Genomic DNA, 15,756 nt, shown 5'->3' with positions numbered 1-15,756 from the left:
TTCCCACCATTACGAAAGAAATACCCTGGAAAGGATCTGATCGAGTTGGCCACAGCACCCAAGAAGAACACGGGCGGGAAGCGGACCGCATCCGGGAAGGGGCGCAGTTCATCCTCTGCCCGTTCCTCCGGCAGCCGCAAGAAGACTCCCGCGCCCAAGCCGGTCCGCCGGGAAGTGGGAGCGGTGGTCTGTCTGCTGCTGGCCATCTTTTCCGCCTTTGGATATTTCCATATCCAGGCCATCTTTATCGACTTTTTCTGCGGTTTGGTGAAGGGCCTGATCGGCTACGGCTATTGGCTGCTGCCGCCCATGCTGCTGGTGGCCAGCGGGATCCTGCTGTTCCATCGGGGCCGCCCGGTACGCTTCCGGGTGTGCTGCGCTTTGCTCACGCCGGTACTGTTCGGCTGCCTGCTCCACCTGATCCTGGTCAAAGGGTCTTATGAGTGGAACCTGGGGCTGATCAAGACGTTGTGGCAGCAGGGTGAGGCTCTCCGGAGCGGCGGTGTGGTCAGCGGCATAACTGCGCTGGGTCTGACGGCAGTGTTCAGCAAGATCGGCGCCGGTGTCATTATCGTGCTGGTGGCGGTCATTATGCTGATGGTAGCCTTCCGGGTCTCTCCGGTGGAGCTGGTGGATCAGTTCCGGTCCCGGCCCCGGGCGGAGTACGAAGAGGAGGAGCTGCCCGAGCCCCGTCCCAGAGAGAAGCGGCGTCCTGCGCCCGAGCCCCAGCAGGTCCCGGCGGCCAAGCGGCAGGAGACGCCCCAGATCGACATCCCGGTGGACGACGGTCCCCTGGTTGGCAAGCGGGTGGAGCCCAAGCCGGTGGAGAAGAAGGCACATTTCTTCAACCGCAAGTCCTCTGTGCCTGCGCCTGACCAGGTGCTGGCCGGTGTGGACGGTGTGAATGTGCCGGAGGAGGCGCCTGCTCCGGCGGCGGAGGCTGCTGTGACGGAGGAGACGCCGGTGGCTGCCCCTGTGACTGCCGCGCCCGTAGCTGAGGATCCCGTACCTGTCCCCACTCCTGTCGAGCCGGTAAAGCCCGCGCCTCCCATGCCGGAGATCCAGCGGGAGCCGGCGGTGCCCTCTGCCAAGGCCAGGCGGGAGGAGACCGCCCAGGCTGCCGCCGAGGTGGCCCAGGATATCGAGCGAAACATGGGGGAGAGCACCCCGGTGTATCACTATCCCCCTGTGTCTTTGCTGACGGAGGGAGACGGCGTCTCCGGTGCCGACGTGGCAGGGGAGCTGCGGGCGAACCAGACCCGCCTGTCCGATACCATCCGCTCCTTCGGTATCGACGCCTCTATCGTCAACGTCACCCGGGGTCCCTCGGTCACCCGGTATGAGGTGGAGTTGGACCAGGGCGTACGGCTGAACAAGCTGACCAACCTGGCCGATGATATAGCCCTGGCATTGGGCGCTACCGGCGTGCGCATCGCGCCCATCCCGGACAAGATCTCTATGGTGGGTATCGAGGTGCCCAATAAGCTGGTCTCCCCGGTGCACATCCATGATGTCATCGACTCCCGGGAATTTAGGGACAACCCCTCCAAGGTGTCCTTCGCCGTGGGTCGGGACATCGGCAACAACAATATCGTGGGCAATATCGCCAAGCTGCCCCATCTGCTGATCGCCGGTACTACCGGCTCCGGTAAGTCGGTGTGTACCAACTCCCTCATTATCTCTCTGCTGTACAAGGCCACGCCGGAGGAGGTCCGCCTGATTATGGTGGACCCCAAGATGGTGGAGCTGGGCATCTACAACGGCATCCCTCATCTGCTCATTCCCGTGGTAACCGACCCCAAGAAGGCGGCCGGTGCCCTCCAGTGGGCGGTGGTTGAGATGATGAAGCGCTACCGGGCCTTCTCCGAGGTGGGGGTCCGGGACCTGGCAAGTTATAATGCCCACGCCGCCAAGACGGAGGGCATGGATAAGATGCCTCAGATCGTGGTGGTCATCGACGAGCTGGCCGACCTGATGCTGGTGGCCGCCAAGGAAGTGGAGGAATCCATCTGCCGGGTGGCCCAGATGGGCCGTGCCGCAGGTATGCACCTGATCATCGCCACTCAGCGGCCCTCCGCCGACGTCATCACCGGCCTGATGAAGGCCAACATCCCCAGCCGCATCGCCTTCGCTGTGGCCTCCTCTCTGGAGTCCCGCATCATTCTGGACACCACCGGCGCGGAAAAGCTGGTGGGCCGGGGCGACATGCTCTATTTCCCTCTGGGCACCGGTAAACCCCAGCGTGTCCAGGGCTGCCTCATCTCCGACGAGGAGGTGGCCGCCGTGGTGGGCTTTATCAAGCAGAACAGCGGCACCGCCGAGTATTCGGAGGAGATCATCCACGAGATCGAGCAGCACGCTGCCGAGAAGGAGAAGGGGAGCAAGGGCGTGGGCGGCTCCGCTCCCGAGGAAGTGGGCGACGACTACGACGAGCTGCTGCCCTCCGCCATCGAGGTGGTGGTGGAGACCGGCATGGCCTCAGTGTCCATGCTCCAGCGCCGCCTGAAGCTGGGCTACTCCCGAGCCGCCCGTCTGGTGGACCAGATGGAGGAGAAAGGAGTTGTCGGTCCCTTCGAGGGCTCCAAGCCCCGCCAGGTGCTTATTACCAAGGAGCAATGGCAGGAGATGCAGTTTAAGCAGGATATGGCCGCCGGCGCCTCTGAGCCAGTTCCTGATGAACTGGAATTTGAAGGGGACGCCATTCCCCAGAGTCGGGACCTTCCGCCCTTTGATATGGATTCCTGATAAAAAACAGGTTGGAAACTTTCGTTTCCAACCTGTTTTTTTAACAGCTTCCATTGGCGGTTTCTATTTCCGTTAAAAATAAAAACTAGATAAATTTGCATTTTATGTAAAAGCGTGATAGGATAAAAGCAACGTAACCCGAAGTATACGGAGGAGATGACGCGTTGTGAAAAAGAAGAGAGCTGCGGCGGGTTTTCTGATCCTGTGTCTGCTGCTGGGACTGCTGCCAGCCCCGGCCCTGGCGCTGGAGCCGGCGGAGGAGACCTCCGGAGAGGAGATCCAGCTCCAGGCCGCCTCGATCCCAGAGGAGATGAGCGGCCTGTGCGGCACAAACCTTACCTGGACGCTGAGTACTGATGGCGTGCTCACTATCAGTGGCACGGGAGAGATGTTCGATTACAGCACCTCCAAGCTGCCGGAATGGAATCAATATAATTCTGCCATCAAGACGCTGGTGCTCAGTGATGACATCACCCATATCGGCAGCTATGCGTTTTACCGGATGTTCCAGTCCTGCAACGACGTGTACATCGCTGAGGTAAACCTGCCCAGCAAGCTGGAGTCCATCGGCGACTATGCCTTTGCCTCGACCTACAAGATAGAGAATATCACCATTCCCAGCGGGGTAACCAGCGTGGGCACCTGTGCCTTTTATTATGCCTGCCAGAAAACCGGCTTTGTGAACGGCGACATGGACACCAGTCAGGAACTCTACGGCACCCTGACCCTGCCCGCCCGGTGGCCGTCCATGGGGGAGCGGGCCTTCGGCAGCAACTTTTTCCGTCACGGTCTGACTGTCCCCGCCGGCACCACCCAGATCACCAACCGGGCCTTTTACGGCTGCCGGTTTCAGGGTGGGCTTTCCCTGCCGGATGGCCTGAAGTCGGTGGGGGACGAAGCATTCTCCGACTGCGCGTTCACAGGCAGCCTGATCCTGCCCGAGAGCCTGACCGATGTAGGCTATGGAGTCTTCTATGGGCTGGACGTCACCAGCGTGAAGATCCCGGAGAGCTGGACGACCATTCCCGACAAGACGTTTCAATACTGTCGGGATTTGACCAGCGTCACCATCCCCGCCGGCATCAAAGAAATCGGCGAATATTCCTTTGCCTATTGCAGCGCCCTTTCGTCGGTGAGCTTCCCCGCCGGGCTGGAGTGGATCGGCAACCGGGCCTTTATGGAGTGTACGTCCCTGACCCAGGTGACGCTGCCGGACGGCCTGCGTAAGCTGGGCGACGGTGTGTTCCTGGCCAGCGGCCTGACCAGCCAGCCCGCCTGGCCCTCCGGCCTGGAGGAGGTGGGTGACTCCATCTATAAAATGTGCGAGGGCCTCACCGGAACCGGCACCCTCCCTGACGGAAAAATGGGAGATGATGCCTCATATACGTTTCAGGACAGCACTATCTCCAAGGCGGTCATCCCCGACGGCGTGACGCGCATCCCCAACGGGGCATTCAGCAGCTGCAGCAAGCTGACCTTTGTCTATATCCCCGCGTCGGTGACCACCATTGATTATCTGGCTTTCTACAGATGCAGCAAGATCGCTCAAATTTATTATGAAGGCAGCGAGGAGGACTGGGCGAACATCACCATCGACGCCCAAAGCAACAACTACCTGAAAAATGCCAACCTCCACTGCCTGGGCTTCAACCATCCCCCGGTGGAAAAACCGGTGTATGACAGCACCACTGTCAAGCGTACCATCCGCATCTTTGATCCGGACAACAAGGAGTATCCCGTCCCCACCGGATTTACGGTTGAGGTGAACGGAGAGACCTACAACACCGAGGGCAAAAACTATATTACCCTGGAGATCGACAAGGAAAATCCCCCCGATGTTACCATTTCCAAGGCCGGTTACCGTACCTATGTACTCCCCGGTGATCAGATCGGCGCCAGTAATATCGTCTACCTCTACCGCTCTACCGTCACCGGACCCATCGCCCAGGCCGTCCTGCTGGACAAGTCTGCGGGCAGCTTCATCTGCTACTCCAACCTGATGCAGGAGACGGAGCTCGTCGACGTCAACTCCAGCCGGTGGTCCGCCCGAACCATCTACCTCCGTGTGGACTGGAACGGCCACGGAGAGGGCAAGGCCTATCTCTGTCAGTCCACCGGCTGGCAGCACGAGCTGCAAGAGGGGTATAACGAAGATATCTCCTTCCGGCTGCTGCTCAAGCCGAAGGTCCCCATCTACCTCAAGCTGGTGGCGGGAGACGGCACCGTGACGGAGCAGCCCCTCAAGTTCATTGTTCAGGAGCGTGAACCCAATTACATCCGAGCGACTTTTGGCAGCCAGAAAACCGAGTCCATCATTCGGGACCCCGGTGGATCAACGGTGGATGTGGTGGATAACCAGACCCTGGGCGTCGACTTCAGCAAACTCATGAATGACCACCTGCCTGTCAGCTTTGAGCTGAAAGAGGACGGCACCATCAAGGGCACTATCGGCCTCAAGGGCCAGATCAGCGAAAGTACCAGCGGCTTCGGCATGGATACCTACACCGCCCTCAATGACGCGATCGTCTCCTATAAGCCGTTCGACAATTCCGCCAACAGCGCAGCTCTGGACGCTTTTCTTAAAGAGGCGGAAGAAAAGGGCATTCTCTCTGAGACCACCACGGTCAACGTGGGCATCTCCGGCGGCATCCAGATCCTGGGCACCTTTGAGGGCTATGTGGATGAGAACTGGAACCCTCAGGTCTCCTCCGCCAATATCGTCTTGATCTTCTCCGCCGGCGTCTCCTACTCCCAGAACTACTTTGTCGCCGGCGCTCCCATGTACTTCAAGGCAGCCCTCAAGGCGTCGTTGAAGAATACCATCCAGGCTTGGATCGATAAGGACGGCTTTCTGGCTCCCCGGGACACCTGGAGGGACCCCGATCCCACGTTCTATCCCAAAACCTTCACCCTGGGCATCACCGTGGAGAACGGTCTGGGCAATCCCAGGATCCTCTCCGGCGGCATCCAGGGCAACGGCAATCTGAGTGTGCAGTTCGACTTCCCCTATGAAAGCAATCATACCAAGTGGAGCCTTACCGCCTCCGCCGCCTTTGTGGGAAGCCTTCTGGGCTTTGATAGCGGTAAGTGGGTGTTCTGGAACAGCAATGAGCTGGTCCTCTATCAGGATGGTCAGCTGCTGCCTAATTCCAACTTTTCCACCATGGCGGTATTGGACCTGGCGGATGTGGAATGGGTCCAGGCAGGCCGGGACTATCTGGACCAGCCCTCGGAGTTCCTGGCAAACGATAATGTCTCCCTGCAAACGGTGGACGACGGCAAGATCACTGACAATCTCTTCAAGAGCAATGTCTACCCCTACACCGTGCCTCAGGTGATGACCTACTCCGATTCCACCGGCGAAAAGACGGCGGCAGTCTGGCTGGAGGATGTGTCCGGCCGCACCGATGAGAACCGCACGGGCCTTTATTACAGCATTTACAGCGGCTCCAGCTGGAGCAAGCCCGCCCTGCTTCCTGCCGGAAGCGATACAGCTGACTTTACCCCAGTCCTCCAGGTGGTGGATGATCAACCCATGGCCCTGTGGATGAAAGCGGATGATGTCCTTGCAAGCGGCGCTGATGTGGACACGACGGCCAGCCACATGGATATCGCCTATGGTATTCTGGGGTCCGGCGCGTACCAGACCATTGGAATTGCCGACGGCATGGATATGCTGCCAACCCTGTGGAAGGACGACGAGGAGATCAAGATCGCCTTTGTTCACTGCCCCAACGGTCCCTTTGAAGGCGGGCAGGAAATCTGGGTATACTCTGAGGCAACCAAGGAGTATACCAAAGTAGCCCAGGGCCTCTCCAGCATCGATGCTCTCGCTGCCGACAGCAGCGGCACCCTCTATTACAGTGTGGGTACAGAGGAGGGACAGACCCTTTACCGCCTGACTGCCTCCGGAGCTGAGACGGTGGGCAGCGGCGGAAAGCCGGTCTCTGCCTGCGGCAAGCTGTGGTGGTATGATAACGGCGTGGTGCGCAGCACCAGCGGTGACCAGGTCCCCGCAGTAGAGGGTTCCGACTGGTTCCTGCCCCTGAACTTCGGCGGCAAAGAAGCTGTGCTGTTCCGGGGGACCACCGAGGACAGCAGCAGCACCACTCTCTATCTCAGTGTCAGGGACGGCGGCTGGGGCCAGCTGATCCCCCTGCTGGAGGCGGACGGCTATCTCAGCGACGTGTCCGCCGCCGTTTCCGACAAGAATGGAAAGCTGCTCATCCTAGCCAACCGGCAGATCATGGGGGAGGACTATGACATTACGCAGGCCGATCTGATGTACTATGAGGTGACTCCGGGCATGGACGTGGCGGTCACCGATGTGATCTATGACGGCACTACCCTGATCCCCGGCGAAATGCTGAATGTAAAGCTCCAGCTGGCCAACCAGGGCACCGAGCCTGTTTCCCTGTTCCAGGTTGAGCTGTATGACGGGGCAGCCCTGCTGGGCACCGCCTACGCCCAGGAGACCCTGGCCCCCGGCGGCAGCGCGCTGCTGACGGTGGACCTGCCTCTGCCTGAGATCCTGCCTGACGCAGTTACTGTCAAGGTGACCTCCTTGCTGGCTGACGACGTGAGTATGGAGGACAACAGCGTCCCGCTGGCCCTGCGGCTGTCCGACGTATCCGTGGAGGAGATTGCCTCCACAGACCTGGGCAATGGTTCTGTGGAGACAGTAGTGCGGGTGGTGAACCGGGGACAGAATACCCTGGCCAATATCCCGATCTCCCTGCACGTTGGTACTGCGGATGGCACGTCTGCGGCGGACAGCCAGACCATTCAGAGTCTGGCCCCCGGGGACGTGGCGGTCCTGTCTTTCACCAGTGACGCCAGTGTTCTGACAAGCGGTGCGCTGGTCTACGCTGTAGCCGAGTTGACGGAAGAGCAGCGCGCCCAGGAGAACCTGCTGTCCAACAACACCGGTTTTGCCATGGTCCAGGGCGGCGTGGAGGAAGCGGACACTCAATTCCATATGTACGCCAGCGCTGAGGAGAAGGGCGGACAGGTCAGCGTGGTAGTCGCCGCCGAGAACAACAGCTCCGAGGTTGTGACGGCCTCCTACTATATTGCCTTGTATGATGAGGACGGCCGCATGGTAGAGGCGTCTGTCACCGCCCCCATTACAGTGGAGGCAGGCGAGAAAGCCGTGGCAGCGGAGTTGACTGTGCCCTCTGCCCAGGGCCTTACCGCCAAGGTTTTTGTGTTGGACGGGGAGAGTAAGCCCGTTGTGCCTGCCTGGTCCGGTACCGTGGAGACAGCATAAGAAACAGGATCCCCCCTGAGGTTCTGCCTCAGGGGGGATCCTGTTTTCAAAAGAGGGGGTAAGGAATAAGCTCATGAAAACATCCGGTTGCCTGTCAAATGCTCCTGCAGAGCCCGGGCTGTGCCGTCAATGCCCAGCACAGAGGTGTTGATGCACAGATCGTAGTTTTCCGGAAGCCCCCAGTCCCGGCCGGTGTATGTGCTGTAATACTTGCCGCGCTGCTTGTCCAGCCTGCGTACTGTGTCTGCGGCCTGGGCTTCCGGTATGCCCTCAATCTCCATGCGGTGGGCCACCCGCCAGGCGAAGGGGGCGCAGAGGAAGAGGCTGCACACCGGGACTCCGGCTTGCTGTAAGACGTGGTCGGCACAGCGGCCCACAATAATGCAGGGACCCTGTCCGGCCAGCTCCAGGATTACCTGGCTCTGCATTTCGAACAAGATATCCTCGGCGCTCCTGCCCCGGCGCACCAGTGCGCCGCCCTCGTAGATTCCCCGAAAGAGCCAGGGGTTACCGGCTTTTTCGTCCTTGCCTGCAAAGAGCTCCTCCCGTACCTCCGCCCGTTTGGCGGCCAGGGAGATCAGCTCACGGTCATAAAAGGAGCAGCCCAGCTGTTCGGCCAGCTTTCGGCCGATCTCCCGCCCGCCGCTGCCGAACTGTCTGCCTAAAGCGATGACCGGCATACTCATAGTACATCCTCTTTTCCATCCTGTTGTGTTTGCCGAAGCACGCTGCCCCGCATCTGATCCCGCAGAAGCTTGTCCGTGAAACGGATCAGCTCCTCCGGTGTCTTGTCGATCTCGCCCAGCAGCCAGCTCTCCACCAACCCCGCCAGAGCGATTACATAGAAGTGGGTGAACAGCTCCAGATCCCCTTCCTCGCCAGAGACAAGTCCCACCTCATCAGCCACAGTAATAACGGTGTGGCGGATGATGGCGTAGAGGTCCGTGTAGAAGAAGTGCTTCAGGTGGTTGCGGCTCAGAGAGTTGAGGGCACACAGGCATACCGCCCGGTTCTCCTGTAAGTACTGGAATAGTTGTAACAGACCCTCCTGCCACAGCAGCACACCCTCCTGCCGCTTGAGCAGGGAAATGGCCTCCTCCTGGAACATCCAGCGCACCAAATCATAGATATCCTCAAAGTGATAGTAAAAGTGCTGGCGCACCATACCGCAGTGGTCCATGATCTCACTGACGGTGATCTTGTCCAGGGGTTTTTGGACCATCAGCTCCTTGAGGGAGGAGCAGATAGCCTGCTTGGTGGCGTGTGAGGATTCATATGATTTGTGCTTCATAGCTGCAGGGCCTCCGATGGGATGTTGTGGATTCAGTATAACACCGGGGGCCGGCATTTTCCCATATGCAAAATGGCCTCTGTGTCAGAATTCTGACACAGAGGCCGCTTTTGCATGTTGTAACCGGCGCGGCGGAAACGTATGCTGAGAAAAAAGGCCGGAGGGGGATCGCATATGAAACAATGGTATCAGATTACTTTATATAGCCAGATGGGCCCAAGGGAGGGGAAACTCTTTCTCCATCAAAAGAGGGACGGCAGCGTACAGGGTACTCTGTCCCTGGCGGGCTATGAGAATCAGGTGCAGGGCACTTGGGATGGGACGGAAGAGCTCACCCTGTTTCACAGCCTGCGCACAGCGATCGGAGACTATGCCTGCCGCTCGGTGCTTCACTTGGTGGGGAATACCCTGCAGGGCACCGCGGAGCTGGATGGATGCAGGATGAAGTGGAGTGGAGCGCGCCTGCGCGAAGAACAGACAGAGGAGAAGCATTGTGAGTAAAAACCCGGAGAAGCCGTCCTTTTTTGAGCGCCTGGCCACCCTGATTGTGGATAAGCGCAACCTGATCTTTTTCCTGTACATCTGCGCCATTGTCTTTTCTCTCTTTTCCCGGAACTGGGTGTCGGTGTGCAGTGATATCACCCAGTACCTGCCCGCTACCACCGAGACCAGGCAGGGCCTGACCATTATGGAGGATGAATTCACCACCTTCGCCACCGCCCGGGTCATGGTGTCCCATACTACGGTGGATCTGGCCCAAGACCTGGCTGAGCGCATCGAGGAGATCGACGGCATCTCTTCTGCGGAGTTGGGGAAGGGGGCCGCCGCAGGCGGGAGCGGAGAGGGAGAGACTCCTGAGGAGATCTCGGAGTACTGCAAGGGGGCGGACGTACTGCTCACCGTCACCTTCGCAGGTGAGGAGGATGACCCGGTGAGCAAGGAGGCGCTCGCCCGGCTTCGGGAGCTGCTGGAGCCCTATGACTGCTACATCGATACCGTTGTGGGCAACGAGACCTCCGACACCCTCCAGTCGGAGATGGGAGTCATCCTGGTCATCGCGGCTGTGGTCATCCTGCTGGTGCTGCTGCTCACCTCCAAGTCCTACGCGGAGATTCCGGTGCTGGTGCTCACCTTCGGGGCGGCCGCTCTGCTCAATCTGGGTACCAACTTCTTGTTCGGAGAGATCTCCTTCGTTTCCAATTCCGTGACGGTGATCCTCCAGCTGGCCCTGGCCATCGACTACGCCATCATCCTGCTCCACCGCTTCCTGGAGGAGCGGGAGCATTTTGATGACCGGCGTGCCTGTATTGCTGCGCTCAGCGCTTCCATCCCCTCCATCTCAGCCAGCAGCCTGACTACCATCTCCGGCCTGGCAGCCATGATGTTCATGGAGTTCCGCATCGGCTTTGATATGGGTATGGTGCTGATCAAGGCAATCTGCATCAGTATGCTGTCAGTGTTCACCCTGATGCCCGGTCTGCTGATGATTTTTTGCAAAGCCATGGAGCGCACCCGGCACAAGAGCTTCATTCCCTCCATTGACCGCTGGGGCAAGCTGGTGGTGAAGCTGCGGTTTGTGGGTGCACCGCTGTTTGTCCTGTGCCTGGTGGCGGCCTTTTACTTTTCCAATCAGTGTCCCTATGTCTACGGATACAGCCAGATCCACACCGTCAGTCAGAACGAGGCTCAGATCGCATCGGAGACCATCAACAATACCTTCGGAACCCAGAATACGGCGGCGCTGCTGGTTCCACGGGGGGACTACGAGAGTGAGAAGGCTCTGCTCAAGCGGCTGTCGTCCTATGATGAAGTGGAGAGCGCCATAGGTCTTGCCAATATCGAGGCCATGGATAGCTATACCCTGACCGACGCGCTGACGCCCCGTCAGTTTTCCGAGCTGATCGACCTGGACTACGAACAGGCCAAGCTCCTCTACGCAGCCTACGCCGCCGACAAGGAGGAGTACGGCCGGATCGTGGAGGGAGTGGACGACTATACCATTCCTCTGATGGACCTGTTCCTCTTCATCCATGATGTCAAATCGGATGGCTACATTACCCTGGACGACCAGATGAGCGGGGAGATCGACGACCTCTATGACCAGCTCACCAATGCCCGGGCCCAGATGCTGGGCGAAAACTACTCCCGTCTGGTGCTCCAGCTGGCCTTGCCGGAGGAAGGGGAGGAGACCTTTGAGTTCCTCAAGACCATCCACGCCGAGGCGGAACGGTACTATGATGCCGACCAGATCTTCCTGGTAGGCAACTCCACCAGTGACTACGACCTGTCCGTCTCCTTCGCCAAAGACAATATCCTGATCAGCGTTCTGACAGTGGTTTTCGTCATCCTGGTGCTGCTCTTTACCTTCCTGTCCGTGGGCCTGCCCATTCTGCTGATTCTGGTGATCCAGGGCAGTATCTGGATCAATTTCGCCTTTCCCGGCCTGACAGGGCAGCCCATCTTCTTCATGAGCTACCTGATCGTTACCGCCATCCAGATGGGCGCCAATATCGACTACGCCATCGTTATCTCCTCCTGGTATAACGAGCTGAAGGGGTCCATGTCCCGCCAGCAGGCCATCATCAAGGCCCTGAGCCTGGCCTTTCCCACCGTGCTCACCTCGGGCAGTATCCTGTCGGTGGCGGCCTTCCTGATCGGCCAGATTACCACGGAGCCCAGCATCGTGGGTATCGGCCAGTGTCTGTGCCGGGGGACCCTGATCTCCATGTTCCTGGTCATGTTCATCCTGCCGCAGCTCCTGCTGCTGGGGGATAAGATCGTGGAGCGGACCCGGTTCAATCTGAAATTCCCGGACCATGAGCGGGTCACCCGCACCAGCGGCGTCATCTATGTCAGCGGCCGGGTGCGGGGCCGGGTCAGCGGCGTCATTGATGCCAACATCCACGGCGTGATCCGTGGTGAGCTGGCCGCCATGGTGGAATCGGGAGAAGCATCCAAGGAGGAAGAACATGAGACGCAGGAATAAAAGACTGTCCATCCTGCTGGCGGCAGTCATCGTGCTGCAGCTGCTGACCCCTGTCGTGTGGGCGGCGGACCCGAATGTCATTACCATCCGCACGGCGGAGGACTTGTCGGAGCTGTCCCGGAACTGTTCTCTGGACAGCTGGTCCCAGGGCAAAACAGTACGCCTGACAGCGGATATTGATCTGACCGGCAGAGATTTTCAGGCCATCCCCACCTTCGGTGGCACCTTTGACGGCGGCGGCCACACCATTTCCGGTCTGTCCTTTACCGGCAGCGGCAATGTGCAGGGGCTGTTCCGCTATCTCCAGTCCGGCGGCGTGATCAAGGACCTGACGGTGGAGGGAACGATTTGTCCCACTGATTTCCGGGACACTGTAGGCGGTATCGTAGGGGACAACCGGGGCCAGATCCTCCGGTGTGCCTTTGCCGGTACCGTGTCCGGTAAGACCACCGTGGGCGGTATCGCAGGCTGCAACCAGGCTGGGGGAGAGATCGTCAACTGCACCTTCTCTGGCTCTGTCAGCGGGGAGCTCCATGTGGGTGGTATCGTGGGACAGAATCTGGGCAGTGTGGTCCAGTGCACCAATCGGGGCAGCGTCAACACCACGGAGCTGGACACCTCTGCCGATGCGCAGACCATCCTTCAGGAGGAGTCGGTGACGGAGGCCGCCGCTGATCTGTCCGGCTGGACCGACGTAGGCGGCATCGCCGGAAACTCCACCGGAATCCTGCAGAGCTGCCGGAACGAGGGAGCAGTAGGCTATCCCCACGTGGGGTACAACATCGGCGGTATTGCCGGGCGGCAGAACGGTTTTCTGGACAGCTGCACCAATACCGGGACCATCCAGGGTCGAAAGGACGTGGGCGGCATCGTGGGCCAGCTGGAGCCTGATGTGACCCTGCTCTATCAAAAGAGCTTTCTGGAACAGCTGGGGAGCGAGCTGGATGTGCTCCAGGATAAGATGGATGGCCTGCTGACTGACGCTGGGACGGTCTCGGACGATCTGTCCACCCAGATGCGGAGCCTTTCCGGCCAGACCCAGGCGGCCCGTGACGCGGTGAAAGGCCTATCCGACGCCATGGTGGACTGGACGGAGGAGGGCGTGGGCCAGATCAACGACCTGTCCGCCCGACTGTCTCGAGCCCTGGAGGGCCTTTCTCCCGTTATGGACGACGTAGATACCCAGCTGAACGTACTGGGAGACGTGGCGGATCAGCTTGCCGCCTCTCTGGAGGAGGCGGCAAAGCTGGGCCAGCTCAGCGGCGATGGGGCAGAAGACCTGCGTCTGGCCGCAGAGGACGCGGCCGACGCAGCCAAGGATCTCCATGACGCCCAGGCTCATATTGCGGCAGCGCTGAAGGCGCTGAAACAGGGGCTGGGGGATGAAGCGGCCATCTCGGCCGCTCTGAACAGCCTCTCCCAGGGTGTCGGTGAAATGAGCGCCGCCCTTACCAATCTGAGTGCGGCGGCGGATCAGCTCCGCTCCGCCCTCAAGCTGCTGTGGGCGGACAAGGATGACCAGCAGGCCGTCCAGCAGCTGCTCAGTGCTCTGACCGAAATGGCCGACGCCGCCCGGCAGGGGAGTGAGGGGTTGTCCCAGGCGGCGAAGGGTTTGTCAGCCCTGGGCCGGGCGCTTTCGGCCGGCAATCCGGAAGAGGGCGTAAAGCAGGCCCTGGAACAGCTGAAGCATGCGGGAGCAGATGCCAGCGAGGCATTTACCAGTCTGGCTGAAAGCGGGAAACATCTGGCAGATGCCATGGAAAGCCTGGAGAAAATGGGAGGTGTGCTGGACGGTGCTCTCTCCGGTATGGGCAAGGCCGGACGAGATCTGGCAGACGTGCTATCCAGCCTGGCGGACAGTGCCGGGCAGACCCACCAGGTGATCCTGGAGCTGACGGACGGACCCACTATCCAGGTGCCATCTCTGGATGCCGCTGTCACACAGCAGAGCGACGCCCTCAACGATGCCTTCTCCGGTCTGATGGAGGGCGCGGATGACCTGAATACCCTTATCTCAAACTCCGCTGATACCCTGCTGGCCGACCTGAAGGCCATCAACGCCCAGCTGGGGGTCATCAGCAGTCTGGTGCGGAACGAGGGTCAGCGGATGGGGGAGACCCAGCTGGAGGACCGTGTCCAGGATGTGTCTGACCAGCAGGAGATTCAGAGCCAGTCCACTGGCCGGGTATCCGCCTGCCGGAACGAGGGTACCATAGAGGGCGACGTGGATGTGGCTGGCATCGCCGGAGCTATGGGTATCGACCTGGAGTTCGATCCGGAGGACGATCTCACCCAGCAGGGAGACCGCTCCGTCAACTTCCTGATTCAGGCCAGGGCGGCGGTGTTCCGCTGCGTCAACGCCGGGCCGGTTACCGGTAAGAAAGACAATGCCGGTGGTATCACCGGCCGGATGGATCTGGGCAGGGTCCAGAGCTGCGAGAGCTATGGAGATGTAACCAGTACCGACGGCAGCTATGTGGGTGGCATCGCCGGCGCCTCCCATGGCATGATCCAGGATTGCTGGAGCAAATGCACTCTGTCGGGCAGTCACTACATCGGCGGCATCGCCGGGCTGGGCAGTACGCTGACAGACTGCCGCTCTGCGGTAGAGATATCCCAGGGAAGCGCCTATCTGGGTGCTGTGGCCGGAACAATAGAGGAAGATGGAGCTGTAAAGGGAAATTTATTTACAAGCGTTGATTTGGCGGCTATTGACGGTATCAGCTATGCAGGTAAGGCCGAGCCGGCGGACTTTGAGATGTTGTGTGCACTGACTGGCGCGCCGGCAGATTTTGCTCAGCTGACTCTGACCTTTGTGGCTGACGGCAAGACCGTGGAGGTGCTGACCGTGCCCTACGGCGGGAGCGTGACTGCCCTGCCGGATATCCCGGCCAAGGAGGGGTGCTCCGCCGCCTGGCCGGAGCTGGACTATGAAAATGTCACGGCAAGCCGTACAGTAGAAGCGGTTTACACGCCTTACACCTCAGCCCTGACAGACGGCGGCGAACTGCCCGTGATCCTGGTGGACGGCAGCTTCAGCAGCGCGGCCCAGATTTCTCACACCAGTCGGGAGGAGACCTGGACGGACGAAAAGGGAAGAGAACACCAGGGCACCGTGTGGACGGTCACCGTCACCGATCCTGAGCTGGAGGAGATGTCCTATACCATTCACTGCCGTCTGCCGGAGGAAGGAACAGGCTGGCAGCTCTGGGTACAGGGTGAGGACGGTTGGCAGCGGCAGGAGGGCATGGTGGACGGAAGCTATCTGCTTCTGAAGGGGACAGGGGAGACCACAGTGTTCTGCATCGTACCACAGTCCTTCCCTGTGGCGCTGATCGTCGTACTGGTCCTTCTGCTGCTTCTGGCGGCCGGGCTGGTTGTTATTTTGATGAAACGCCGCAGACGAACCAAAACGCGCGCATAAAAAAGTGGGGGGGGGGGGGGGGGGGGGGGGGGGGGGGGGGG

At 60.0% G+C, this 15,756-nt stretch carries 7 protein-coding genes; 5 read left to right on the top strand and 2 right to left on the bottom strand.

The window, feature by feature from the left end; all coding sequences use genetic code 11:
* Positions 1 to 45 precede the first annotated feature (45 nt).
* The gene (locus ACTNB1_RS13570) at positions 46 to 2,745 is read left to right on the top strand and encodes a DNA translocase FtsK 4TM domain-containing protein (RefSeq protein WP_441170202.1); all 2,700 of its coding nucleotides are present in this window, start codon (positions 46 to 48) and stop codon (positions 2,743 to 2,745) included.
* Between the two features lie 166 nt (positions 2,746 to 2,911).
* A complete protein-coding gene (locus ACTNB1_RS13565) occupies positions 2,912 to 8,014 on the top strand; it encodes a leucine-rich repeat protein (protein ID WP_441170200.1) in 5,103 nt (1,700 codons plus the stop codon).
* Positions 8,015 to 8,085: 71 nt separating this feature from the next.
* On the opposite strand, the gene ACTNB1_RS13560 is transcribed toward ACTNB1_RS13565, so the two are convergent.
* A complete protein-coding gene (locus ACTNB1_RS13560; RefSeq protein WP_441170198.1) occupies positions 8,086 to 8,700 on the bottom strand; it encodes an AAA family ATPase in 615 nt (204 codons plus the stop codon).
* Entirely contained in the window at positions 8,697 to 9,305 is a 609-nt protein-coding gene (locus tag ACTNB1_RS13555; protein ID WP_441170196.1) for a TetR/AcrR family transcriptional regulator C-terminal domain-containing protein, read from the bottom strand. The genes ACTNB1_RS13560 and ACTNB1_RS13555 overlap by 4 nt, the downstream gene beginning before the upstream one ends.
* Positions 9,306 to 9,479: 174 nt before the next feature.
* On the opposite strand from ACTNB1_RS13555, the gene ACTNB1_RS13550 reads away from it, so the two are divergent.
* The 3 genes from ACTNB1_RS13550 to ACTNB1_RS13540 are packed head-to-tail and all read left to right on the top strand — an operon-like array spanning position 9,480 to position 15,715.
* Complete coding sequence (locus tag ACTNB1_RS13550) at positions 9,480 to 9,806, top strand: hypothetical protein (protein WP_441170195.1); 327 nt, start codon at positions 9,480 to 9,482, stop codon at positions 9,804 to 9,806.
* On the top strand, positions 9,799 to 12,291 hold the full coding sequence (locus tag ACTNB1_RS13545) for an efflux RND transporter permease subunit (protein WP_441170193.1): 2,493 nt from the start codon (positions 9,799 to 9,801) through the stop codon (positions 12,289 to 12,291). The genes ACTNB1_RS13550 and ACTNB1_RS13545 overlap by 8 nt, the downstream gene beginning before the upstream one ends.
* On the top strand, positions 12,275 to 15,715 hold the full coding sequence (locus ACTNB1_RS13540; protein WP_441170191.1) for a GLUG motif-containing protein: 3,441 nt from the start codon (positions 12,275 to 12,277) through the stop codon (positions 15,713 to 15,715). The genes ACTNB1_RS13545 and ACTNB1_RS13540 overlap by 17 nt, the downstream gene beginning before the upstream one ends.
* Positions 15,716 to 15,756: the final 41 nt, after the last annotated feature.

The sequence above is a fragment of the Flavonifractor sp. HCP28S3_F3 genome (genome assembly GCF_052065355.1).
GTDB lineage: Bacteria > Bacillota > Clostridia > Oscillospirales > Oscillospiraceae > Flavonifractor.
Note: the sequence above shows the minus strand (reverse complement) of the source record. Positions and strands in the feature narration are given on the sequence as shown.